At 45.4% G+C, this 25,678-nt stretch carries 10 protein-coding genes; 4 read left to right on the top strand and 6 right to left on the bottom strand.

The annotated features are described in order from the left end of the window. The first annotated feature begins 3 nt into the window (after window positions 1-3). Window positions 4-2,391 carry a response regulator gene (locus L4C35_RS15145; protein ID WP_428463670.1) on the top strand — a complete coding sequence of 796 codons (2,388 nt, stop codon included), beginning with the start codon at window positions 4-6 and terminating at the stop codon, window positions 2,389-2,391. On the opposite strand, the gene L4C35_RS15140 is transcribed toward L4C35_RS15145, so the two are convergent. Further along, entirely contained in the window at window positions 2,388-2,693 is a 306-nt protein-coding gene (locus tag L4C35_RS15140; RefSeq protein ID WP_428463669.1) for a hypothetical protein, read from the bottom strand. The genes L4C35_RS15145 and L4C35_RS15140 overlap by 4 nt on opposite strands. Window positions 2,694-2,896: 203 nt before the next feature. Here L4C35_RS15140 and L4C35_RS15135 point away from each other — a divergent pair, with 203 nt between their 5' ends. Continuing rightward, window positions 2,897-3,145: a GlsB/YeaQ/YmgE family stress response membrane protein gene (locus L4C35_RS15135; RefSeq protein ID WP_428463668.1), complete on the top strand. Its 249-nt coding sequence runs from the start codon at window positions 2,897-2,899 to the stop codon at window positions 3,143-3,145. A gap of 510 nt (window positions 3,146-3,655) precedes the next feature. Beyond that, a complete protein-coding gene (locus L4C35_RS15130) occupies window positions 3,656-6,001 on the top strand; it encodes a glycosyl hydrolase family 18 protein (protein ID WP_428463667.1) in 2,346 nt (781 codons plus the stop codon). Window positions 6,002-6,159: 158 nt separating this feature from the next. Here L4C35_RS15130 and pfaD read toward each other — a convergent pair whose 3' ends face one another. Genes pfaD through L4C35_RS15110 form a run of 4 tightly spaced genes read right to left on the bottom strand, consistent with a single transcriptional unit; the run spans window position 6,160 to window position 23,497 of the window. Then, window positions 6,160-7,797 carry an eicosapentaenoate synthase subunit PfaD gene (gene pfaD, locus L4C35_RS15125; protein ID WP_428463666.1) on the bottom strand — a complete coding sequence of 546 codons (1,638 nt, stop codon included), beginning with the start codon at window positions 7,795-7,797 and terminating at the stop codon, window positions 6,160-6,162. Between the two features lie 15 nt (window positions 7,798-7,812). After that, window positions 7,813-13,659, bottom strand: a complete 5,847-nt coding sequence (locus L4C35_RS15120) for a hotdog fold thioesterase (RefSeq protein ID WP_428463665.1) — start codon at window positions 13,657-13,659, stop codon at window positions 7,813-7,815. Further along, window positions 13,656-15,701: a PfaB family protein gene (locus tag L4C35_RS15115; RefSeq protein WP_428463695.1), complete on the bottom strand. Its 2,046-nt coding sequence runs from the start codon at window positions 15,699-15,701 to the stop codon at window positions 13,656-13,658. The genes L4C35_RS15120 and L4C35_RS15115 overlap by 4 nt, the downstream gene beginning before the upstream one ends. A gap of 26 nt (window positions 15,702-15,727) precedes the next feature. Continuing rightward, window positions 15,728-23,497 carry a phosphopantetheine-binding protein gene (locus tag L4C35_RS15110; protein WP_428463664.1) on the bottom strand — a complete coding sequence of 2,590 codons (7,770 nt, stop codon included), beginning with the start codon at window positions 23,495-23,497 and terminating at the stop codon, window positions 15,728-15,730. A gap of 721 nt (window positions 23,498-24,218) precedes the next feature. Between L4C35_RS15110 and L4C35_RS15105 the strand changes: the two genes are divergently transcribed. Beyond that, window positions 24,219-25,088, top strand: coding sequence for a 4'-phosphopantetheinyl transferase family protein (locus L4C35_RS15105; protein ID WP_428463663.1), 870 nt, complete (start codon window positions 24,219-24,221; stop codon window positions 25,086-25,088). Window positions 25,089-25,112: 24 nt separating this feature from the next. On the opposite strand, the gene L4C35_RS15100 is transcribed toward L4C35_RS15105, so the two are convergent. Then, window positions 25,113-25,517: a thioesterase family protein gene (locus tag L4C35_RS15100; protein ID WP_428463662.1), complete on the bottom strand. Its 405-nt coding sequence runs from the start codon at window positions 25,515-25,517 to the stop codon at window positions 25,113-25,115. Between the last annotated feature and the right edge of the window lie 161 nt (window positions 25,518-25,678).

The raw sequence follows: 25,678 nt of genomic DNA, 5'->3' as shown, positions 1-25,678 counted from the left end.
AGGATGAACAAAACGCATCAGAGTCACAATAAGTCGCGAAAATTAGGGCTTGCTAAGCAAATGCTTATTTACATACTGGTCGTTAGTAGTGTATTGACATTGTTCACTACCGCTATAAATTTGTATTTTGATTATCAGCGTGATTTGGTTAGCATTAATGACCATCTTGACCAAATAAAGCAGACTTCTTTAGCAAGCTTGACATCGAGCTTATGGGTCGAAGATCGAGAACAGTTGCAGTTACAAGCGGAAGGCATTTACCAGCAACCTCAGATTCACTACTTAGTGATACGAGATGATAATGGCGTTATTTTTCAGCTTGGCGAGGAGTTACAGCAATACAAGTATGAAAAAACCTGGGCGATGACATTCGTAAGTGGTAGCCGACAGTTTTCACTAGCAACAATAACTGTACAGTCAGATTTATATCAAATCTATGATGGTTTGTTTAGTAAGTTCTTGATTTTATTGTTATCACAAGCAGTAAAGGTTTTTTTAGTGGCCGCGTTTATTCTTTTTATTGTTTATCACGTAATTGTACGACACCTCGCGCATATGTCAGCTGTCGTTAGTGAGTTTGATGAAAGGCAATTCCCTCGTATTTTGATACTGAAAAAACGCTTTTTTAATGATGAAATTACGGCTCTGCAAGTAAGTTATAACCACTCAGTGATGCGTATTCGAGACCATTATAATGAACTTGAACAGGCGAAAGAGCAGGCTGTAGATGCAAACAATAAAAAGAGTGAATTTTTGGCAAACATGAGCCATGAAATTCGAACACCAATGAATGGCATCATTGGCCTTTCATCATTATTACAGGGGATGCCCTTAAAAAAAGATCAGAAAGAATATGTCGATATGCTGCACTCTTCTTCTTTGTCCTTACTGGATTTAATTAACGATATTCTTGATTTTTCAAAGATAGAATCAGGCCAAATGGAGCTCGAGAATACCCACCTTAATTTATTCGAACTTAATAAGGATGTTGAAAATATATTTCTAGTGAAAGCTGCTGAAAAAGGGTTGTTACTACAATGTTCGATTGATCGTCGAATCTCACCTATGTTACTCGGTGATCCAACGCAACTACGACAGGTGATGGTGAACTTAGTCAGTAATGCAATTAAATTTACAGACACAGGGAGTGTCCAATTAAATATACATTATGTATCTGAAGAAAATGGGAGAGTTAGTGTTAAATTCGAAGTGGTAGATAGTGGGATTGGTATACCTGCAGATAAGCATCAAGCTATTTTTGAAAAGTTCCAACAAGCAGATGGGAGCACAACACGTCAATATGGTGGCAGTGGTTTAGGACTTGCTATTTGTCAGCGTTTGGTGGCGCTAATGGGCAGTGAACTACTGGTACAGAGCAAAGAAGGTCAGGGAAGCCAGTTCTATTTTACGGTTCAATTTGAGCAATGCCTGTCATTAGCGATTAATGAAATGGATGCTGAAGAAGCAGATATAACGACATCACTAGAAGGCGCCAAAGTTCTGCTGGTTGATGATCACATGATGAATATGAGGATCACGTCGGCTCAATTATGTAGTTTTGGTGCTAACTCAATATGTTGTGAGGATGAGGAACTTGCCGAGCAATTTATTGATGAATCGATAAAAAGTGGCGCTCCCTTTGATTTAATACTGCTAGACAAGTGGATGCCGACGATGGACGGTTTTATGCTTGCTACGCAATTACGTCAACGATTTGGTGAGCAATGCCCTGTGATGATGATGATAACAGCAGGACCAGATTTAAGTGATGAGCGTAAAATGCAATCCTCGGGTGTTTCCGCTGTACTTGCTCGTCCATACAAAGAATTTGAATTAAAAAAACAAGTTGAACAAGTAATGCAAGGCAAGATAAATCAGCCACCAGTAGTTGCTATTCAACAACTATCAACCAACGCTGGTGGCGGATCAGAATACTCCGAAGAGACAGTCACTGAACAACCTGTTTCAGCGAAAGAAAAGGGGAGTGCTAGCAGAAGTCATGTACTTGTGATTGAAGACACTGTCGTTAATCAGAAAGTGGCGAAAATGATGCTAGAGAAGATGGGTATGACAGTGACTGTAGCTGCAAATGGACTTCTTGGTGTCGAGCAGTTTGAATCTCAAAAATTTGATTTGATATTAATGGATTGCCAAATGCCAGTGATGGATGGTTTTGATGCAACAAGGCGTATTCGAACTATTGAAGCGGATAGAGGTAATGGTGACACAATCCCAATTGTTGCGTTAACAGCCAACGTTTTGAAAGAAGAAAGAGACAAATGTTTTGAGGCGGGCATGGATGATTTTCTAGCCAAGCCCGTCAATCAAAAGCTGTTGCGAGAAACGGTGCTTAAATACTTAAAGCAATCGGAACATACAATTGCCCATTAATTCATTGCCACTGTTTCAGCGGCTGCGTTCATATCGTTATACAGATCGACTGAAATCGTCATGGTGTTTTGCTGGGCATTTTCTGAAATATCGCTGATCACATAGTAATCAGACTCATTGCTTTGTAGTGAATCATCGACCAGTCGAAGCAAGCTAGCATTAATATTGCCTGTAATTTCGATTGTTTCTATATGCGCGTATTGACCAAATTCAATTTCAACAGGGGACATTAATTCTGGAGCGGCAGCGGCGTAAGTGCTGAATAAAGCAAAAACTGTTGCGATTAGGCGTTTCTTAAACATGATTTGTCTTGTTGAGTTGGTGCATGAATAACGAGTGTGCCCTAAGCGATTCATCCAATTGTCAGTGCAGAGTAAAAACATGCCTTATATTTGAAAAGGATTCTTGCGCATTTAGTGTCTACGTTTAGAGGGAGATTAGCTTGTCTTGTCTTTAAGGGGGCAAGACTGGTATTTCTTTTTATATTCATCGTTGTGGAGGCGGTATGGGTGTTTTTTCTTGGATTATATTGGGTTTGATTGCTGGAGCTTTAGCCAAGTGGCTGATGCCAGGTAAAGATGGTGGCGGTATTGTCATGACAATGGTTTTAGGTGTCTGTGGGGCTTTCGTTGGTGGGTGGCTTGGATCTTTTGTTGGCTTAGGTGGTGCCGATGGTGTGAATATTGGCAGCATAATTACGGCAACAATTGGCGCATTTGTACTGCTGTTTCTCTATAATCGCTTCGTTAAATAGCCACTATATACGTTAAAATAGCGGGTCAAAAAGTAAAAATTCGTCTTTGATGTGTAATTCTCATCCAAATGCAGTGCGTTTAACGCCCTGCATTTATTGCTCTAGGGGATGTTTCTTGTTTAAGTTATTCCTTTCCTGTCATCTAGCTTCTAACTTCTTCTCTTTAAATGAAAAATAGCAAACGATTGCATTATTTTCGGTGAAAATTATCGCCGAGCTCTATTGCTGGAAAATTGGAACGCATCCAAAAAAACACGTGTTGAATTTACATGTCGTTTACATTCAGCTTGGTTGAGTGTCTAAATCTGAGATCATTTTTTAGCCAAAGAAAAAAGATTAGCTAACAATTAGAGCTGAACTCGCCTTAAAGGCAGTCAGGTATGCATGTCAGCCTCTGCTGCTGTTAGTCGACTAGTACTCATCCTGCTTTGAGCGAGAATCAAGACTTATAAATTCAATGCATAAAATGAATTTTTATTTGAGATAGCTAACCATTACACGGAGCTAGAAATGCAAAAGGGAATGAAAAAAAGCAAGATTGCTTGCACTATCGCAGCCATGCTGATGGCCACTACTGCCGCTTCTATTCAAGCTGCACCTACCCACGATAAGAACGTAATTGGCTATATTACCCAATGGGAAGCGTGGAAAGGGCCAAATGAGGGCTTTAGCGTTAAGGGCGAAGCAACCCATTTAAACGTAGATATGGATGTCTACTCAATACTGAACTTCTCTTTCTTTGGTGTAGCCAAAGATGGCTCATTACACAGTGGTGATTTGCGCAACAAAAGCATCTACCAACCCAATGCAGTTCAAGAGCCTGGGTCGCTTTTACACCCTGATGTATATTCAAGCTGGGATTTCCATATTCTTTGGGGTGAACTTGAATACATTCACCAGTATCCAACAGATGAACCATGGAATGCTGAACAACTGAAAAAAGTGCAAGACCAAGGTTTTGTTAAGCAAGGGAGCGGCTGGTTACATCAACCAACAGGCGTTACTGGTCAATTCCCAATTCCATTAAAAAAAGCAGGTGGCGCACCGGGCTTGATTGACTTAGCGCATCAGAAAGGTGTCAAAGTCATGGCATCGCTGGGTGGCTGGAGTATGTCTAAGCACTTCCCTGAGATGGCTGCTGATCCTGTTAAGAAAGAACGTTTCATGCAGGATCTTGATAAGCTGATGGCGCTTGGCTTTGATGGTATCGATATTGACTGGGAATACCCAGGCACTGGTGGTATGAACTTCCAAGGAAGCCCTGAAGATTACGCTAACTTTGAATTGTTGATGGAAGATATTCGTACCCGTATTGGGCCGAATAAATTGTTAACAGCTGCCTTTGCGGCATCTACGGCAAAACTGGAAGGCTATGACTGGGCTCGATTGGCAGCCTCAATGGATTACTTCAATATGATGACTTATGACCTTAATGGTGGTTGGTCGAATGTTGCTGGGCATAACGCACCACTTTACCCATACCCAGAAGAAGAGTTCCAAGGTTTAGAACTTGATCACCTCCGTACTTGGATGGCTGCGAAAGGCATTCCATCTGAGAAAATTAACTTCGGTGCTGCTTTCTATGGACGCGGTGTACAAACAACCGAAGCGACTGCTTATGTTGGTGCGCCAACGGATAAACGTAATGTAAACTTCAGTGTTGATGGCCCAACATTATCTGCGGTTGATTTAGATAACTGGAAACAGTTTGAAGGGCAACCAAACTACAACTTTATTAAAAAACAAACGGGTTGGGAGCATAAGTGGGATGCTTCAGCGGAAGTGCCGTATGCTGTAAAAGGCAAATACTTCTTAAGCTATGACGATGAAGCGTCTATTGCTAAAAAAGCGCAATACATTGTCGATCATAACCTTGGCGGTGTGATTGTGTGGCAGGTTCATGGTGATGTTGAGTGTGCGGGAACATTCATTAGCCATGGTCGCAATTTGAAAGAGTGTACTGACCTGCGTTCGCCACTGGCTTCTGAAATTGATCGCGTATTTAGTGCGGGAACCGTACCGAATGTGGCGCCTGTTTTAACCGTTCCTGCAGCGCAAGCGGCTAATTCGGGTCAAGCGATTAGCTTTGATGTTTCGGCAACCGATGCTGATGGTGACAAGCTCAGTTTTACTGTTAAAGATGCGACAGTTGTTGATAACGGTAATGGTACAGCGACTGTTACTTATAAAGCACCAAATACAGCAACAGATCTGACAGCGGTTGTGACAGTGACAGTGAGTGATGGCCGTAAGCAAGTAAGTAAAGATGTTACAGTTGCTGTTAAAGGTTCAGGTGCGGTCGAGAATAATCCACCAGTACTCACTGCACCCGCAACGCTAGATGTGAACAGTGGTCAAGTGGCTGTGTTCAGCGTTTCAGCAACGGACGCGGATGGCGATGCATTAACCTATACAGCCTCTACTGGTACGGTAACACCGACTGCGACAGGTGCGGACATTAGCTTTACTGCACCAACAGTAACGGCTGATACTGCGGTAAATGTGGTGGTAACTGTCACGGACGGCCAAGCCAGCGCTGAATCGACAGTCGTGGTGACAGTAAAAGCTGATGGTGGCACTGGTACAACGTGGGATGCGAATACCATCTATAACACGGGTGATACAGTTACTTATAATGGCGTGAAATACACGGCTAAATGGTGGACTAAAGGTGAAAAACCAGGTTCAAGTGCTGTATGGGCTGCATTTGATGATGGAAGCGTGAAAACGTGGAGCGCAGATAAAGTGTATAACGGTGGTGACCAAACAACGTTTAGTGGTGTAACTTACAAAGCGAAGTGGTGGACTAAGGGGGATCAACCTGGCAATGCAGCGGGCCCTTGGGCGGCACTTTAATCGTTTTACGATTAGTTGATACTAGCCAGCGGTCTACATTGCTGGTTAGGGACTAAAAACAAAGAAAAAGCCCAGAAACATAAAGCCCAGAAAACATCATGTTTCTGGGCTTTATTATGTCTGCTAACTGATTAGCGAGAGATGATTAGCAAATGCAGTTAAATCATTTTCTCGACAGGTTTCCAACGTGCAACATCCGCTGGTAGTTTAATGCCTTGTGATGCTAGCAAGTTAATACGGGCTAAATAAGCCGCACCGTGCATCAAGTGTTTTGCAACATCCGCAGCTTGGCGGTTTGTATAGTCATCTAAATAACTGCCTTTTGCCCAAGCATTAAACGCACCAAGCGCAGGGCCAGCCCAAATTTGGTAATCCATCTCACGGCCTGCTTCGCCAGTGTTTGACCAACGGCTAGAAAGACCAAGGTACCAACGGAAAATTAAGGCCATTTTGCGCTTAGGGTTACCTTCGGCACGCGTAATTTGTTTTGGATCGCGCTCGTTAAAGTGCGCCACGGTACCAGCCCAGATGTCATCGAGTGTTGAGCGGAAAACTTGGGTTTCCAGCTTATGACGCTCATCGGCAGGGATCGCTTCAATCGAATCATAACGGGTATAAATTTCATAAAGCTTATTGGCACGCATAGGGAAGAGCGTACCGCGTTTTACTACTTGTAATTTAACACCCATTTCAAACATGTCGGCAGCAGGTGCCATGGTGACGTCGGCCATCTCTGTGGTCGATAGCAACTTACGCGTATGTTCACTCGCACCTGCTTCAATACACGCTTGGTTGACAGAGCCAGTCACAATATAAGCAGCACCCATATTGAATGCAGCCAGTGCGGCATCGGGTGTGCCTACACCGCCACCAGTACCGACACGAAGCGGTGTCTTGTATTGGTATTTAGCTTGAATTTCTTCTTTCAACGCTAAAATCGTCGGTAGTAAGGTAACCAGAGGGCGATTATCAGTATGGCCTCCAGAATCTGCTTCAGCGGTAATATCATCAGCCATCGGAACGAGCTGTGCCAGTTCCATTTGTTCTGGTGTAATACGGCCTTCATCGACTAAACCTTGCAGCATTTTAGCTGGTGCAGGTTCCATGAATTTAGTGGCAACTTCGGTACGGCTGACTTTAGCGATAACCTTATTAGCGATAACAATGTCGCCTTTTTGATCGCGGCTTAAACCTGCAGCACGGTATTGCACGATTTGCGGAGTTAAACCTAAGAAGGCTGATGCTTCTACAGTACGTACTTTATGTTTTAGGAATAGCTCAACGCTACCGCGCTCTAGTGCTGGTTCACTTGGGCTATGGATCAAGTTAAACGCATAAGGGCCGTTAGGCAGTGCCGCTTGAATACGGTTGATCGCTTGCTCCACACGTGAAGGAATTAACCCCGCCGCGCCGAATGAACAAAGAATACCGGCTTGGCCGAGAGCAATGACTAGTTCTTCAGATGAAATGCCATTCGCCATCGCCCCTGCGTAATAAGCGTATTTCACGCCATGTACACGACAAAAATCATTGTCACCAAGGCTTTGTGTGCCAAGTGCTGGCGCAAATGCGCTAACTGGGTGTGTACTGCTAGCACTTGCGCTATCCCCTGAGGTCAATTCTGCTTCTTGGCTGACACCCAGCCCTTTTTCTGGGTGATTGATGACGTAGCAGCCACGGCTCAGATCTTTTAATACCTTAGCCATTACATCTAGATTGAACTCGGTGGCACTTTCTTCGACTTGCCACGGCCAAGGAGAAAGCTTTTCGTTATTTAGGGTTGTTTGCGTTGTCATGTTTTAATCCTTAACTCAAGCTTCTTCAATACAAATAGCGATGTCTTTTACTTCGTAAATACGCAGGCCGTCTTTACTCAAGTTGGCGTCACCAATAATGATGCGCTTACCGTCTTCATCCTTAATCGCTGTGATGTGAACATCGAGCGACATTTGTTTGTTCAGTGGGTTGATTTGGCCACGGTATTTCCATTTCACTTCTGATTGGATTTGACCAAATTTCGGTGAACGGAAACCCGCACCAAGATCTTTGTTTAGCGCGTAGGTCTGCATTAGCTCAATAATGGCTTCAACACCTAACGAGCCTGGCATTACTGGGTCTTGATGGAAGTGGAACTGGAAGAACCAGTCACTTGGGTCGATGGTGCGCTCAGCGTATAAGTAACCTAAGCCTTCTTTACCGCCATCACTGGTGATTTGCACGGTATCAATAAAGTTCAAGCGACCGCCCGCAAGCAGGTAGTGTGGTTGTTCTTCACCTGCCGCTGATGTTGGCGCGTTGAAGTAGCGGCTGGTTTTATCCAGTAAATCAATTGTCACATCTGGGGTGCGGTTATTATCAACATGCCAAGGCTGGGTAACTTTACCGTTATCAAGACCAAGTTGATCTTTTAGTGCCGCCCCTTTGAAGTAACCAAATACCGCAGTACCTTCATAGAAAGGCACGCCATCTGTGCTTAGCTCAAAGCTGAAGCTCTGAACGATGTTAGTGCCCATCATAACGGTCGACAGTAGGCGAGAATCGTTAACGATAGTTTTGCCGCGTAGGTCGACATTACGTAGCATCTTGCCGCTACCATCAAGGTTACGGAAGAATAGTTCTTCACCAGGGAAACCAAGGGTAGTGCCCATGTAACCAGAGATAAAGCCATTTGGTTGCAGGGAAATTTCCATCAATACTGAATAAGGCATCAGTGTTTGATGGCTGTTTTCGTCAAAGTACCACGCGTTTTCTGGCACTTCGTATTCAGCAATACAAGATGATGGTGTTTTGAAATCACCGCGTGTGCCATTTACTTCAATAACACGAGTGGTCAGCTGTAGATCACCACATGGGGTACGTGGTGGGATCATACCGCGGTAAATGGAGAAGTCAGGGCCAAAACATTTTTCAATATCGCCCGTTGCAAATTCAAACATGTGGTACGGCGTAAACGGTACTGTGTCTGGGGTGCGATTTGGGTAATCTGGCGTGATCGGTGCTTCTACGTGTTGTAGTGGGATCACACCTTTGTTGGTCGCGGTTGCTAAATCAGGGATTTGCGCCATTAGCGGGGCATTCGCCGATGCAGCTTTGCTTACATTCGCTTGTGATGTGCTTGTTGCTTCAACATTTGCTTCAACTTGTGCCGTTACGTCTTCAACAACGTAATCAGACGAGCCAAGGTAGCGTGTACATTCTTCTTCTTCACGGATCATCACACCCAGATTTTGGAAATCCACCACGACTTTGCCATCAAGCAAAATATCGATATTAGCCTTGGCGTATGGGCGAGGGCTCAAACCAATTTCTGTCACTTCCATACGGTAAGTTAATACCGCAGATTGTGGTAATACTTGTCCACGACAACGTACTTTTTGCGGTGCGTTTTCAAGCGGTTGGAATCGACCATTTTGTACTTGAGTGTGCATACCTAGGTACATCATGTAGAACTGGAGTAATTGACCACAGCCTTCAGCCATCAAAGATCCTGCCATTACGGAGTCGTCTTTAAAATGACAAGGGAAGTACCAGTGTTCAGGTTCTAGCTGTTTATGACCTTCGATTAAGCCAAGTCCCCACGCGCCACCTTGTGGTTCTACGCGACTGACTTGCTCAATCATCATGAATTTTTCAGAGCTAAAGCACAATGAAGGCTGGTGGCGATCAGAGATATGGCTGTCACCAAAACAGCCCGCAATGTTTGCACTTAGCAAGTTGTGTAGCGTGTGGTAGTCGAACTGCGTTTTCTGGCAATGAAGTAGCGGGTTGAAACGTTGCTTAGTGGCGAGGTTACGCGCTTTGATTTCGTCTTCAGTGCGAATAACGCCTTTACCATCAGCCAGTTCTTCATCGGTGAAGAAACCTGCACAGCCGTTATCCATTTTCAGGATCATCTTATCGCCAACAAAACATTCGTACGAGAAGAAGAACAGCAAAGTATCGCCATTACGGGCGAAGTGATTGATCGAAATATCATAACGTAGAGTGTCACCACCGCGCGGTAAATCACCAAGGAAGGTCAGGGTACAATCGAGTAGACGGTATACACGCTCACCTTTGTTTTCAAAATCGATGCCTAAGTAGCTGATCAGCATTAAATCACACTGGCCTGATTCAACGGCAACGGCCCAAGGAATTTGTCCATCCACCAAGTAAGGTGCATCGACAGGAATGTCATACTCTGTCGTCATGGTACTTGGTTTGTATTCCAGCATGGTTGCGTTAAGTTTAGTGACACGCGAAACCAAGAGGTAATCTGTGGTTGGCAGCCTTACGCGGCGTGAGTAGTTGTCGATAATGGCGTAATCAGGGCCAAAGACATTAGCAATATCCCCTTCGGCGTATTCAACTAAGTCATCGTAATCCCAAATGCATGGTTTACGAATTGGCTTTACAGGCGCTGTGTAGGTGTTTACAGGTTCGGCTGCGGGAGTTGCTGCATTAGCTAATGCAGATGCAGTCGCAGGTTGTGGGTTATAACCCGCTTCCATCTGTGCAGTTACTTCGTTTAATTGCGCTTTTAGTAAAGCATCAGCCATCTTCAATCCTTGCTCACGATTTTGTAAGAAGGCTTGGTGCACTTGTTGAGCAAGTTGCTGGTTCTCGATAAATGCCGCTTGCTGTGATGATGCAGGGCTGTCTGTCTGAGTCTTCTGGCTGTTATTAGCGGATAGGACGTTGGTCATATTGCTTTGAATTCCTGTTATCGGCGTTTGGCGTGTGGTTGCCAAAATCGGGGATACGGATGGTTGCTGATTCTGAACTGGCAGCGTTGCCACAATTGGGTTAAATACGGGTTTCTGCGCCTTAATTTGCGGTGCAGTATTCGCCACTTTTTGTTGAATCGACGCTATATCAGCGAGTTCGGCAGTGACTATGTGTTGATAAATGTCACGCCCACCTAGTGTGACTTGCTTAATGAGCTGACGTTTAGTGTCACTTTCAAGTTCATTGTCTAGGCGAGTGTTTAACGCGTGCGTTTCGGCTTGCGATTGCGAAACAAGCAATTGCGAGCATTGGTTTTCACTCACACTGGCGATAATTGCGGCTTTAGTTGGTTCATGCGTTGCTGTGTGATTTAAGGTGATTAAACCATGTAGCAAACTCGCCATACCTGAAGCGGCAAAGCTATGGCCTAAACGCTGATTGGCGAATACAGGCTGTGCAGTGGGTAGGGGTAGCTGCAAGGCTTCTGTGCTGTCAGGGGCTTGGTTAACTTCCAGTACCTTGATGGCAGATGCCGATACACCTGATGATGTTAATAAGCGATCGGTGACAGTGTGACTTTGATTGGTCGCACTAAAACCTGATGCTGTGATTTCACCGTATGCCAGTGCTTGCGACTGCGATTCAGAATCAGATGCTGCATCCGTCAGTACGATAGCACCAGCACCTTCACCAATATGCCAACCTGCGTCTTGCGTTGTTTGTGTTGAGCTGGTGGCGACAGGTCGAATGCTGTTCTTCAAGATCACCTGTTCAGCACTGCCACTTAAATCCACTGCCGCGATCACAACTGCATCAAGCGATTCTTGGCTCATTAGGTTTTCAGCTACATCAATACAACGGGCGACCGATTGCTCGGCAGCTGAAATAGTGAATGCAGGGCCATTAAAATCCCATAGCGACGCAATGCGCGATGCCATGATATTACCGATGAAGCTGGTGTATTGGTTCAGCTTAGCGGCGTCCAACACACTGTCCATAGCAATGGCTTCAAGAGATGCATATTCTGATTCCGTTAGCGCAACCCCCATGTTCGTCAGGCTGTCTGCAAGCTGAGTATGTAGGTTTACGCGGCCGCGGAACTGATGCATTTCAAGCTCAGTTTCCATCGCAACAAGTACCGCAACTTTCTGGCCTGATTCTAACTTGGCATCACGAATGGCTTCATCAGCGACTTTCATCAACAAGAGCTGTTGTGAAATCAAACGATCGTCTTCGTTTGGTGGCACTTTAAAGCGCAAGAAATCCAATTCGAATTGATCGATATAAGCGCCATGCGGAATGGTGTGTAGGCCAAATTGGCTTAATAGCTCTGGGTGTTGGTCTAAGCCTTTCCAGCGTTTTTTCGGTAAAGCCACAAAGGCGTTTTCGTCATGTTGAATCGCATGGCTAAGGGCATTAATGGTTTTTAATGAACCAAAGTGCGAAGCAAGACCTGTCACTTTTAATGCACTTGAGTGACGCGGTAACGCACTTGCTTGTGGCATGGTCGTTGTAGCTGCTGAGTTTGTAGCAACAATACCCGAGTGAGTTGCTGGGTAAGCCTCAAGTAATAGGTGAGCATTACAGCCACCAAAACCAAATACTGATACGCCAGCACGACGTGCAGGGTTGCCTGTTTTATCTGGCCAAGGCTGTACTTGAGTCGGTAGTGTTTGAGCACCAAATAAACCTTCAGGTGATGACAAAGGTTCTGACAGATTAATACTAGGGGGTAACACACCTTCTTTCATTGCAAAGATCATTTTCATGATCCCCGGCATACCTGCGGCTGTCAGTAGGTGACCTAAATTTGATTTTGCTGAACCAATCAAAGGTACTTGGCTGCCATTGAGCTTGTCAGCAAAGAAGCGCTCCATCGAGGTTAACTCAACTTTGTCACCCAGCGGTGTACCTGTTGCGTGGCACTCAATCACCTCAATACTTTCTGGTGACAAATCGGTGGCTTCATAAGCGCGCTCAAAGGCTTGTACTTGACCTTTGCTATTTGGGCTTAATACAAACTGGCCGCGACCATCATTTGAAAGACCAATGCCACTGACAACTGCATAAATATGATCGCCATCGCGTTCGGCATCTTCAAGACGTTTCAGCACTAAAACACCAGCGCCTTCGCCCGCGAATAGGCCTTTACTGTTGCTATCAAAAGGAACAGAAACACCGTGATCTGGGTAGGCGTGGAAAATCGAGAAGCCCATATTGATGAAGAATGGGTCAGCGCCAGAAACTGCGCCTGCTAGCATCATGTCTGCTTTGCCTGTACTTAGGTAATCACAAGCCAGTTTTAGAGAGTAAACAGAGCTAGCACACGCTGCATCAAGGCTGAGCTGAGCACTGCCTAGGCCAAGTGCATCTGCCACAATTTTCGATGCGTTATGGGCTGCGGCACCATTTGCGGTATTTAGCGTTTGTGGTTGGCCGTTTGATGGCAATAATGAAAACTCTGGATTAGCCAGTTTGTCTTGTAGCGCTTTTTCTACTGCTGAATGATAAATCGGCAGAAACAAGTCATTTGAACGCGTCGTTGGGAAAGATAAGGCCCCCATGATAATGCCAGTGCGTTCAAGTAGATCGTCATCAAGTGCCACACCTGCATCTAGCAGTGCTTTGCGGCTGGTATCTAACGCCCATAGAAAGCTATCGTCTAAGCCATTGAAATAATCAGAGGATAAACGGTAGCCATTCGGATCAAAGCTAAAGTTTTCAATGTAACCGCCTTTATCACAGTAAAAGCGGTCTGATTCACCTTGTTGGCCTTGATAGGCGTCAGGGTTTGCACCTAACTTTTCAGGGCGCAATGTTGTGCGTGAATCTTTTTTATCCAGTAAGTTGTTCCAAAAGCCCTTTGGTGTATCGGCATCGGGATACTGATTGGCTAAACCAATAATCGCAATTTTTGCTGCTTTGTTAGCCGAATGGTGCTGAGAACTCATACTGGCTCTCCTTGTGTATGAAGGGTAGATTGGGCCTCTAAAGAGGCGAGCTGGCGGGTAAGACCGTCAACTAAAGGCGAAATAGATAAAGGCACTTGCTGGGTGATTAACTGGGCGATGCATTTCAATAATGTTTGAATGTCATCGCCGCCTTTGGCGTTCGTTGCCACAGCAAGGCTGTCCGTTACTTTATCTGCTCGATTGATCTTGTCGATTAAGGTACTGGTTTGACGGTCAGCGCCTAGCTCAATGAACAGACGCGCGCCATGTTCTCGCGCTGCACGAATGAGCGCAGTAAAGTCGAGGGTTGAGCAGAAGGTATCGGCAATGGAGGTCGCAATACTCTGTCTATCCAGATTTACTGGCTGATTAGCATTTTGAGGCAGCAACTCGGCTGCACTGATAAAACGAATATGGTGAGGCAGTGCGTCACACAGTGGTTGATTATAAAAATCAGTCACCTGAGTATGCTGACTCCAAGCAGGTGTGGTATGCATAGCCGTAACACGGTTAGAGGCAATACCACGTTTACCCAGTTGTTTGAGTAGATCGCGACAGCTCTGCTCACAACCTGCAAGAATACAAGTATCACCTTGGATAATGGCAAGATAAGCACGAGGGTATTGAGGCAATAATGCTTCAATGGCTGCAGGTTCACTGCGGACAAGGAAGCTATTCCATGAAATTTCTTCGTCTTGATTGAGTTGCCATACCTCACGCACTGCCGTTAATTCACCCGAGATTGCGGTGGTGAAAATCGGACTTGTTTGGGTCATTTCAATCAAAGCGTGGGGATTACGCCACACATCTAGGCTGGCCCACATAGAGGCCTCGCCTTTGGAGTAACCTAGCGCAAAATCAGGCTTGACCGAAAATGACTCGCACAAGAGCTGAGTCAGGATATAACTGCTGCCAACACCTGCGATAGCAAGTTCGCTAAGCGTCATCTCTTGCGGCTGATTATCTGTTTCGTTATTGCCATTGCTAGCCGCGTAGATTTTATCCGCTTGTAGCATTTCTCTTAAATTGCCTTCACGCTCTAATCGAGCGTAAAGTTCTGGGAAATATTGGTAAAAATCACGCAGCATGCCCGGGTAGACAGTGCCGACACCAGGGTAAACAAAAGCGACTTTGCCCCGACTATCTGGTGCCGGTGAAAAGTAACTGCCTGCAGGGGTTTTATAGTCGATTTGCTCTGCAATAACCTTGGATAACACCTTGGTTAGTGCATTGATTTCTAACAACACCGCATCGGCCGACGCACCTTGCAATACTATGGCGAATTGTGAAGATGACGCTTGCGAGCTAGCTTGAAAGCACACTAAGTTTTGGTGCATTAATTCGATAAGAACCGAAGAGTTTAGCGCTGGATTACCCAAGTGCTTGTTGAGCTCTGCAAGCTTGGTTGATAGCTCGGCCTCTGTATTTCCCGTAATAATGAAAAATAAACGCGATGAATCGAGCAGTGGTTTCGCTTCTTTCAAGCCTGTCGCTTGGGTTAACACAAGGCTAGTGCTGCCAGCTTGGCTTTTAGCATCAAAAGCTAGGTTTTCGCTATTAAAAGTCAGACTAGCAACCCGCGCTTTATTGGGTTCGGTAAACCAATACTGGCAGTCATCATCACCCTCATGCGTGGATTCAGGTTGCTGATGCCGTGCTGCAATATCATCAATCAGTTGATACAGCGCTGAAAACTGTTCAACGGCTGTTGATGCCGTCGATGTTTGCTCAATACTAATGTCGTCGGGTTGGCGGCGTGATTGCTCAACCGCAAGCGATAAACTTGCCGCAAAACCAGATAAATACGCATGTGGGTGAATGCGATTTTGAGCCGCTGTTAAGCCAGCCATTAGCACAATAGAAAGACCAGACTGAGACGTTAATGTGACGGCTTTGCCTTGGTTAACTACCTGAATAGCCGTATTCAGTGTGGCAGTGAAATCGTCACAGAGTTCGAGGTTTTTAATCTCTAATGACGAGGGTAAAAGGTTGGCAGAAAGCCCAGCGCGAGGCTGGGCTAAAAGAGCGATGCGCAATGGCATCGCTTTATTAGTAGAAGAATCAGCCACTACGACAGAAGCTCCTTTTCTGATTGAGTTTTCACCAAAAACGCCTCATTGAGGGTTTTGCTGATGGTCACTTTAGCGCCTTTCATTACGGCACTTAGGCGTCCATCTTGGTGGTATAACGCAATATTGGCTTGCAGCGAACGAGCTGTGCTTTTAATCACTTCTAGCTCGATCCAACCGCAGTCACCAGCTTGCATCGGTGAATACGAAACAAATTCGCCAATCGCAGATGGCAGGCTAGCCGAACCGTATTTCAATCTTGCCCATACCAACATCGCTTGCAGTAAGTAATCTTCAGCAAATGGCTGACAGCCACCAGCATGCTGAGTTGGAACAAAAGAGCCACAGTCGCTATCTGAAATAACAGGTAGCTGGCATTGCGCGATCAAACCTTGGTCATCAAAGCGTGTCACCGCTTGAATACCTTGCAGGCGAGGCCCATGAAACAGGGTGCCGTTGCGGTATAGATCATTCGCGGTTGTCACAGGTTTCGCTGAATCGTTAATAAAGGTTTTTTCTAAACCTGCAGCTGCCGTGTCGTTATCAATAACAAGTTGTGCTTGATATTGAGGTCGACCACCACAACTGATTAACGCTTTCCACTGCGTTGCTACTTTTGCATCAGGTGAAATAGTCAATGTGAGTGTTTGCACATCATCATTTTCAAAAATCACACCTTTTAGTAGCTTGTAGTTGCGAACGCTAACGTTCGCCCCTAACCATTGCTGTGCTGCTTCACGCATCCATTGAATGGCGCATACCGTTGGCAACACTGGGTTGCCAGCGATACAGTGATCCTTGATGAAAGGCATCGCTTTCGGGTCAAGGTCGCGTGTTACAGTGATGCTCGTATTCAGCGGACTCTGTGCTACCTGCATAGACTCCGCATTAGGCTTTTTTACAGCGTTCTCCTTGCTATCAGTACCTTGCATGCTAGTACCGATAAGCAATTGAATACCTGTTTCATTTAATAGCTGGCTGCTGAATAGATCGGCACCCGCTTGTAGTGGAATAACGTACACACCACGATCAGTGAACATTTTCTTCAGGGCTGGGTTAACCATGCCACCGTCCCAAGGTCCCCAGTTGAAGCTCATTACTTTCGCTTCAGGGTGACGAGCTGAGAATTGCAGTGCTGCTTTGTTCAAAATGTCGTTAGACATGGCGTAGTCACTTTGGCCTGTGTTGCCATAGAAACCTGCCGCTGATGAGAACATCGCTAGTAGTTTTAGTTTGCTGTTATCAATCGCGTTAAGCACTGCTTTTAAACCACCCACTTTGGTGCCGTAAACAAGGTTTAGCTCGTCTAAGGTTTTATCTTGGATATGTTTATCAGCAAGCACACCTGCGCCATGGATAAGGCCTGTAATACCGTCGATTTTTGACAGTGTATTGGCAACAGACTCACGGTTAGAGACATCAAGGCTGATGTACTCAGCGCTTGCGCCTACAGCGGTAAATGCAGATAGAGCAGCGTTAATTTCAATACCGCTTAATACAGGACGAAGTAGGGCATCGACTTTCTTTGGTGTTGGTTTATAACCTAAAGATTGAAGGTGGCGAATAGCCGCTGGCTTCAATTCATTGTCTTTCTTACCTTGCGCCCATTCAGGTAGCTCAGCTGCTGTAATATGTTTACTACGGCCAGCAAGAATGAAATGTGATTGGCATTGCTTAGCAAGTGACAGTGCACATTCGAACGTCACACCTTTTGCGCCACCAGTAACGAGCACTTTGTCGTTTTTGGTGAGCTTAGCGGCTGCATTCTTTGTCTCTGCCTGGCCTGCTTCAACAGTAATCAAGGTTGAACGTACTGTGTTTTCATCTACCAAGTTAAAGCCAACTTCTACCGCTTGGGTATTCATATCGAATAACTCAGCGTAAATAGTATCAGCAAGGTGGCGAGCATCTAACGCTGGTGCTGCATCAAGTGCACGGCAGAATACATTTTGCCACTCATGGCTCAGGGTTTTAGTTAAACCCGCTAGTGCCGCCTGGTTGAGTTCTGCTGATGCGAGTTGTGCTGAATCAGCATAACCAAAACCACCATCAATACGGCTTACCGTGAAGAAAACACGACGGCTTGTTGAATCTGCATTGTTTAACTGGCTGTTAAGCCATTTAGCGAACAGGAACGCAACGTCGAGGTTGGCTTTTGCTTCATCATTAAGGGCAACAGTGGTTGTATCTGTCACTTCTGATTGAGGCTGAAGGTGAATAAAGCCAGCAATTTCTTGCTGATCTTTTTCGATATCAGTGATAACAGCTTGAATGCCTGCGTCATCAACACTTGCTAAGTCGTAGCTTTTGATTTCTGTGCTTAGCGGTGATGCGGCAGATAGCGGACTACGAACAACAGCGACTTGTAAGCCGTTTGCTGTTAGTTTCTCTGCGAGAACACCCGCATTGTGACCATCATCTGTGATCACAACACATGCATTTTTAGCAAAGCAGTCTGATAGTTTATCTACCGCTGGTAACTTTTTTAGCGCTACCTCGTTGTGCGGAGGAAGGTCCGCATTTGCTGTTAAGGCTGATACTGAATCAGTTACAGGTGTAACTGGATTCGCTTCGTTAGCCGTTGTCGCAGCGTCCGCAGCAAGCTTACTTTGCATGTAAGTAACAATTTCACCTAATGTACGACATTCAGCAAGATCTTCTGGGTTAAGCTCTGGTAGTGACGGCAATTGGCCTTGTACTGTCCCTAAGATTTCAACACGCTTGATAGAATCGATACCAAGATCTGCTTCCATATCCATGGCTAGGTCTAGCATTTCTGCTGGGTAACCCGTTTTATCCGCTACAACGTCTAACATGGTGCTTTGCACATGCGCTGCGTCTAAGCCGTTAGATGTATCTGTTGAAGCTGCTACTGGCGCTGCTGTTGAAGACGCTGGTGTTACAGCTGAAGTAGCAGGTAGCTTGCTATTCATGTAATCAACGATTTCGCCAAGCGTACGACACTCAGCTAAATCTTCAGGATTCAGCTCTGGCAATGTTGGCAGTTGATCTTGCACTGTGCCTAGAATTTCAACACGCTTGATAGAATCAATACCTAGGTCTGCTTCCATGTCCATTGCAAGGTCTAGCATTTCTGTTGGGTAGCCTGTTTTATCAGCGACTACGTCAAGCATGGTCGTTTGTACTTGCGCAGCGTCTAAACCGTTAGATGTAACTGTTGAAGTCGCAGCTACTGATGCTGTTGCAACAGGTACCGTTGCGACAGGAGCAGCAGGGAGTTTGCTGTTCATGTAATCAACGATTTCGCCCAGCGTACGGCACTCTGCTAAATCTTCAGGATTTAGCTCTGGTAGCGTTGGTAGCTGATCTTGCACTGTGCCTAGGATTTCAACGCGCTTGATAGAATCGATACCGAGGTCTGCTTCCATGTCCATCGCAAGGTCTAGCATTTCCGTTGGGTAGCCCGTTTTATCAGCGACAACGTCAAGCATGGTTGTTTGTACTTGTGCAGCGTCTAGACCGTTAGATGAAGCGGCTACTGATACAGTTGCTACTGATGCCGTTGCGACAGGAGCAGCAGTTAGCTTGCTGTTCATGTAAGCAACGATTTCACCCAGCGTGCGACACTCAGCTAAATCTTCAGGGTTCAACTCTGGTAGCGTTGGCAGTTGATCTTGCACTGTGCCTAGAATTTCAACGCGTTTGATAGAATCGATACCCAGATCTGCTTCCATATCCATTTCTAGGTCAAGCATTTCAGTTGGGTAACCGGTTTTATCAGCCACAACCTCTAACATGGTGTTTTGTACTTGCTCTGCGCCTAAGCCATTAGCTTGAGAAACAGGTGCTACTGACGCAGTTGCTGCCGTTGCGTTCGCAGGCATTTTGCTGTTCATGTAGCTAACAATTTCAGCAAGCGTGCGGCACTCTGCCAGATCTTCAGGGTTCAGCTCTGGTAGGTTAGGTAGTTCGTCTTGAACTGTACCTAAAATCTCAACGCGCTTGATAGAATCGATACCCAGATCAGCTTCCATATCCATTTCTAGATCAAGCATTTCAGTTGGGTAACCCGTTTTTTCAGCTACAACATCTAGCATCACTTTTTCAGGGTTTGCAGCAGGTGCAGATACCGCGATTTGTGGTGCAGCCGCCGATGCCATCGTGGCTGAAAGTGATGGCGCTTGAATCGGTGCAGCAGCTTGTGGCGTCGTTTGTTTTGGTTCAACTGTTTTTGGCTCAGCTTTAGCAACTGGCGCTACTGCTTGAGTCGTGGCTGTTGGTGTAGCGATTGCCTGCTTTTTAGCAACAGGTTGAACTGGTGTTTGAACAGCGGCTTGTACAGGCGCTTGCGCTGGGGTTACTTGTGCTTGAACGCGTGCGATAGGTTGTGTCGACACCATACCCAATGCAGCATTATTACTGTTTGCTTGCAGTGCAAGGTAATTAGCATGTGCTTTTAAGGTATCTGCTTGATGCTGGTGGAAGAGTTCCATTGAGCGCTGTAGGCTTTCTGGAATCGCTACGCCAGCTGCTGCCATTTTCGCTTGCTCTGTCATGAGTGCCGCGAAGGTATCACCGTATTGCTGCGGGATAGCAAGGAATTGTTGGTGAAGCTCAGCTGCTTGCTGTTGTGCAGTGAAGAATGCCGTTAATGAGTCATCACTTGTTGAAGCTAATACTGTTACAGGCGCTGTTGCTTGCGGTTGAGCTTGCACACTTACTTGAGTTGATGCTTCAGGTGCTGCATTTGCTGCTGCAACAGTATCAGTGACTGAAACAGGCACTTGTACTTCGCGGATCTCGGTTTTAATCACTTCTTTTTCCACAATCTTCTCTACCACTTTTTCAACTTCAACAATTTCAGTCAGTGGGGCAATGGCACCTGTTTCTAACGACTTCGCCATCTTCTTACGTGTCGCATCACTGATGTAGTTGGTTGCATGAAGCTTAATGTTCATTGGCGATGCAGCAGCAGGTGCTGCAATTTCCGCTTGGTATGGGTCGATAGTGCTTAATGAAACACCAGCAACAGCCAGTTGTACTGCGGCTAAACGTAACTGCTGATCGCTGTCACCTTTAGGGTTTGGGTTCAGGCTGATGGTGCATAACTCATCAGACTTAGCTTGCAGTGTCTTCTCAACCAGCTTTTGCAGAATGTTCTTCGGACCGAACTCAACGAATACGCGTGCACCTGCTTGATACATGGCTTCTAACTGAGTGCTGAAGCGAACAGATTGCAGCATGTGTTGTTTGAAGGCCTTTTTAATTGCCTTACCATCTTTCTTGTACAGTTCACCCGTTGCGTTGGAATACAAAGGTAAAGTAGGGGCAGTGAAAGCGGCTTTATCAATTGCAGCAGCAAAGGGCTTTTGAGCGTGAGCAACCAAAGGTGTGTGGAATGCACCAGAAACAGGCAGTGGGATTGCTTTGAATCCTTGTTCTGTCAGTGCTTTGGCTGCTTGTTGTGCACCAACCGTTGGGCCTGCGATAACAAGTTGGCTTGGGGCATTGTAATTAGCAATGCTGACGCCTTCGAAAGCACTGATGCACTTTTCAACATCGGCAAGTTTGTTTGCATCAAGAATAACGGCGTACATAGTGCCGCTATCGCCTTCTGCAGGCTTAGCGGCCATCGCATTACCGCGCTCAAAAGCGAGCTTGTAGTAATCATTTTGTGAGATCACACCAGACGCACATAACGCACTGAGTTCACCAAAGCTATGACCTGCGACCATATCGGCTTTAAAGCCTGCCTGTGTCATCAGATCAAATTGACCCATAGACATCACGCCGATTGCGCTTTGTGCGTTGGCAGTATTGGTAAGCGTTGCTTCTTGAGCTGCCACGTCTTCTTTACTGAAGGCTGGAACGGGGAATAGAACTTGTGAAAGAACTGTTTTCTTATTCTGACCAAACACCTGATCGGCATTGGCTAATTGGTTACGCATTTCAGGGTAGTAACACGCAAGCTCACGACCCATATTCAGGTATTGTGAACCTTGACCTGCAAACAATGCCGCGACTTTGCCTGCTTGTTTGCCGCCAACCAGCGCAGAAGCTCGGTAGCTAGTACCGTTTGGAAGCTGCCATTGTGTCGCATCTTGTTTTTCTAGCTGCGATAAGGCTTGAGTTAGTAACGTTTGTAGTTCATCCGCTGATTTAGCAACTAAACCTAAACGCGCATCACCAGCGGCAATGTCACGAAGACCATGTGTTTTCGCTAAAGCTGTAAGTGTTGCGTCACCCGCTTGAACAACGTTGATTTGCTCTTTTAGGTCAGCAATCAGGGCATCACGAGACGGCGCACTGAATAGTAAAGTTTGTGCCACTTCACGTTGACGGTATTGATCGCTACGTTGGTGTTCAGCGGTGTACTCTTCAAGCACCACATGGAAGTTAGTACCACCAAAGCCAAAGGAGCTGATACCTGCACGACGCGGCGTACCGTCAACACGTTGCATCCAAGGACGCATTTCAGTGTTGAGGTAGAAAGGTGAATCTTCGATATTCAGTTTCGGGTTTGGTTTCGAAACATTAATCGTTGGCGGTAATACTTTATGGTGAAGGGCTAGGGCTGCTTTGATTAAGCCTGCTGTACCTGCTGTTGACTTAGTATGACCAATTTGCGATTTCACTGAGCCTAAAGCAATGTGTTGCTTTTGGTCATTGCCTTCACTGAATACAGAGTTCAAACCGTTGAATTCTGCAACATCACCCGCAGCTGTACCAGTTCCGTGCGCTTCTAATAAGCCAAGTGTTTGAGGTGCAAAGCCAGCATCATCGTAAGCACGTTTCAGTGCTTTGGCTTGGCCCTCAGGGCGAGGTGCATAAATACTTTTGAATTTACCGTCTGATGAGGCGCCAACACCTTTGATCACCGAGTAAATACGGTCGCCATCGCGTTCTGCATCTTCAAGTCGCTTCAGTGCGACCATACCGATACCTTCACCAATCATCATGCCTTTTGAATCAATATCGAAAGGTTGGATGGTTTCGTTGGTAGTGAAAGCCGGTGTTTTCGAGAAGCTCATGTACATGGTTGGTGAGTTATCGGTACACACACCACCTGTGATCATCATTTCACTGCGACCATCAACCAGCTCACCCAATGCCATGCGAAGTGCTGCCAGAGAACCTGCACATGCCGCATCAACTACGCAGTTAATACCACCTAAATCGAAGCGGTTGGCAATACGGCCTGCAATAACGTTACCTAGTGAACCAGGGAATGAGTTTTCTTCCCAGTGAATATACTGATCTTGGAACTTCTTGATCAGCATTTCGCTGTCTTGTTCGTTAATGCCACTGCTGGCAAAGACTTTCTTCAGAACAGGGTATTGCAAACGTGCATTTAAGCTTTGGCTGATTTTTTGCCCGCCACCGACACCTAAGGTAATACCAATCTTATCGCGATCGTAACCTTCTGGCAGTTTTGCATCGGCTAATACTTCTTTGGCTACAATCAGAGAGAGCAGCTGCGAAGTATCCGTTAGTTCAAGAATATTTGGCGGAAGACCAAACTCCATAGGGTTGAAATCGACTTCAGGCATGAAGCCACCACGTTTACAGTAAGACTTATCTGGCGTGCTTTTGTTTGCATCGTAATAGTCTTCAGGGCGCCAGTGCGTATCTGGAACTTCTGTAATCGCATCAATTTTTTCACTAATTAAATCCCAGAACTTATTTAAGTAACGAGAGTTAGCAAAAATGCTCGCCATGCCAACAATAGCAACAGGCATGTCTTTTAAGCGTTTATTGAGTCGCTTATCTTCTTGCGATTCAGATGTGGTTTTTGGGGTTTGGCTCATTATGAGTCTCCGCTCAGCACTTGAGTTACGGGTGCTATACATTCGGTGTAAGTGTTGCGGCTAGGCAACTGATGAAAAAATATAAGGTGAAGCAATAGAGGTAAGCGCAAAGATGCGCTTATTAAAAAATAAGTAGAGGCAGGATAGCGCCAAGATGAAGGGTGACGAGAAAACGGCATGTTAAATCACACGTCTTCTAGCCGTTCGACAAGGTAATATTGTCAGGTAATCCATAGTGCTCGTATCCATTACTATCCTGTAGAGCAGCAGCGTTATGCACTTTGTGGAAGCTAGGTTTCACTGGCATGTTTATCGCTGAATCAGTCAATGGTTGAGCAGCCTACCCGAGGCGGATAATGGTTACAATCGCCTGAGTAAGAGGTTGGATCTCTTCAGACCAGTTCAAAATTGTTAATTCGTGTATTTTGTAATGATATTTACTTTAACTTGTTGATATTAAAGTTAGTGTTGGTGTTTTTTAGTGTAAATGCTCAGTTTTTCATGTTATGGTGATCTGTGTCGCATTTTGTGTAAAAAAGTTTTATTGCGCTTTGTTTGGTAGGGGTTGGTGCAAAGTGGTTTTTTATTTTATTGGTCAGTCATCTGACCTGTTAAATGCGTGGTTTTCGGCTCGTTGCTCAGTTGTTTTGATGATATAGCGACGTATAATACACGCTATAAATCTTGCTTGGATTGATTAGACTTGACGCGAAAAAACACCGTGGACTTATGGTTCCTCACATTGCCAAAAACGCATAAAAATGTAGAAGAGCGTTCCTCTACTGTGGTAATTGATCATTCTTATTTGATCAATCAAGCTCGCCCTTTACTTAACGAAGCTGAGTTAGCCAAGGCGATGCGCTACCGACAGCCTTTGGTGCGAATGTACGCGATTTATATACGTGCATTTCTTCGTGTGACGCTGTCACGCTATGCGCGTATACAGCCTCACGAATGGTGTTTTGAATATGGTGATCAAGGCAAGCCGAGTGTGTGTAACCCCCAGCGCCAGCAAACAGGCTTGGTCTTTAATTTAAGTCATACTGGCGATCAAGTATTACTGGCAGTTACCCAAACGGCAGATCCAAAGATAGCGCTGGGTGTGGATATAGAGTGTGAAAGGGAAGGCTTGTCTTTTAGCACTATCATGGAGAATTACTTTCAACCACAAGAGATTACATCATTAATGCAGTTGGAGCTGAGCGATCAGCGCCGACGTTTTTTTGATTTGTGGGTACTTAAAGAGTCGTATATTAAGGCAACAGGACTTGGACTTGCTCTATCGTTAAAATCATTTGGTTTTGACTTTTCTTCTAGTCAGAAACAACAGCTTTCATTGTTGAATGAAAAAGACGAGAGTGAGCAATGGCTTGAACTTGTCACTGGCATTGCCTTGGATGCATTGCCGTTGAGGGTTGGAAACGATAAGAGCTTGAATAGTACGAAGCAAACAGAAGCAGGCGTCTGGTCTACCTACTTGGGGCGCTTATCAGCGGCTTGTCGATTTGGCTTAGTGGTAAAAGGGCATAATCTAGAGTCTTCATCTATTTACGCCCGCCAAGTTTCTCTTGAGGATGTACTAACTAAGTAACTGTGATTGCATTGCTCATGTTTATTAAACCATGGATGTCATGCTATCCAGTAAATCTTGTGGGATAGGCTGTAAACGCTTTTGTTTATCTAAGCAAACCATTTCAATATCGCCGATCACAGCGGCGCGTGTACCATTTGGGCGCCAAACTTCTTGTCGCCATAGGGTTTTGTATTTACCGTCGAGGGTGACACTGGTGCGAATGTCGCAGACTTCAGCAAATTCGACACCATCTTGAAAAACCATGTTCGCTTTATAAACCGCAAAGCCAAGTCCATGGTCATTCCATAAGGTTGCGAGCTTATCGCTGTCGATTACGTGCTCACGAGCGCGTTCAAAATATTTTAGAAAGTTTGGGTGATAAACAACACCTGAGTGATCGGTATCTTCGTAGTAGATTTGTACAGGATGATGATGAATGGTCGTCATTGTTCAGGCTGTCTCAATTAAGTTGTATTTTGCGAATGCTGCCAGGTACTTTAAGAAACATTTCAAGCAGTACGCCTAGAAGCAAGACACTCTACATGACTGTATTTGTAAATTTAATCGGTTTTGAACTGGTCATAGCAGACAGAATCGAGATTTGACCA

This window comes from Photobacterium kagoshimensis (assembly GCF_050337045.1).
Taxonomy (GTDB): Bacteria; Pseudomonadota; Gammaproteobacteria; order Enterobacterales; family Vibrionaceae; genus Photobacterium; species Photobacterium kagoshimensis.
Note: the sequence above shows the minus strand (reverse complement) of the source record. Positions and strands in the feature narration are given on the sequence as shown.

Bases quoted from the DNA above. Each gene is read 5' to 3' on its own strand.
- L4C35_RS15145 (WP_428463670.1), top strand. From the start codon at position 4: ATGAACAAAACGCATCAGAGTCACAATAAGTCGCGAAAATTAGGGCTT.
- L4C35_RS15100 (WP_428463662.1), bottom strand. From the start codon at position 25,517: ATGACGACCATTCATCATCATCCTGTACAAATCTACTACGAAGATACC.
- pfaD (WP_428463666.1), bottom strand. From the start codon at position 7,797: ATGACAACGCAAACAACCCTAAATAACGAAAAGCTTTCTCCTTGGCCG.
- L4C35_RS15140 (WP_428463669.1), bottom strand. From the start codon at position 2,693: ATGTTTAAGAAACGCCTAATCGCAACAGTTTTTGCTTTATTCAGCACT.
- L4C35_RS15130 (WP_428463667.1), top strand. From the start codon at position 3,656: ATGCAAAAGGGAATGAAAAAAAGCAAGATTGCTTGCACTATCGCAGCC.
- L4C35_RS15115 (WP_428463695.1), bottom strand. From the start codon at position 15,701: ATGCCATTGCGCATCGCTCTTTTAGCCCAGCCTCGCGCTGGGCTTTCT.
- L4C35_RS15135 (WP_428463668.1), top strand. From the start codon at position 2,897: ATGGGTGTTTTTTCTTGGATTATATTGGGTTTGATTGCTGGAGCTTTA.
- L4C35_RS15120 (WP_428463665.1), bottom strand. From the start codon at position 13,659: ATGAGTTCTCAGCACCATTCGGCTAACAAAGCAGCAAAAATTGCGATT.
- L4C35_RS15110 (WP_428463664.1), bottom strand. From the start codon at position 23,497: ATGAGCCAAACCCCAAAAACCACATCTGAATCGCAAGAAGATAAGCGA.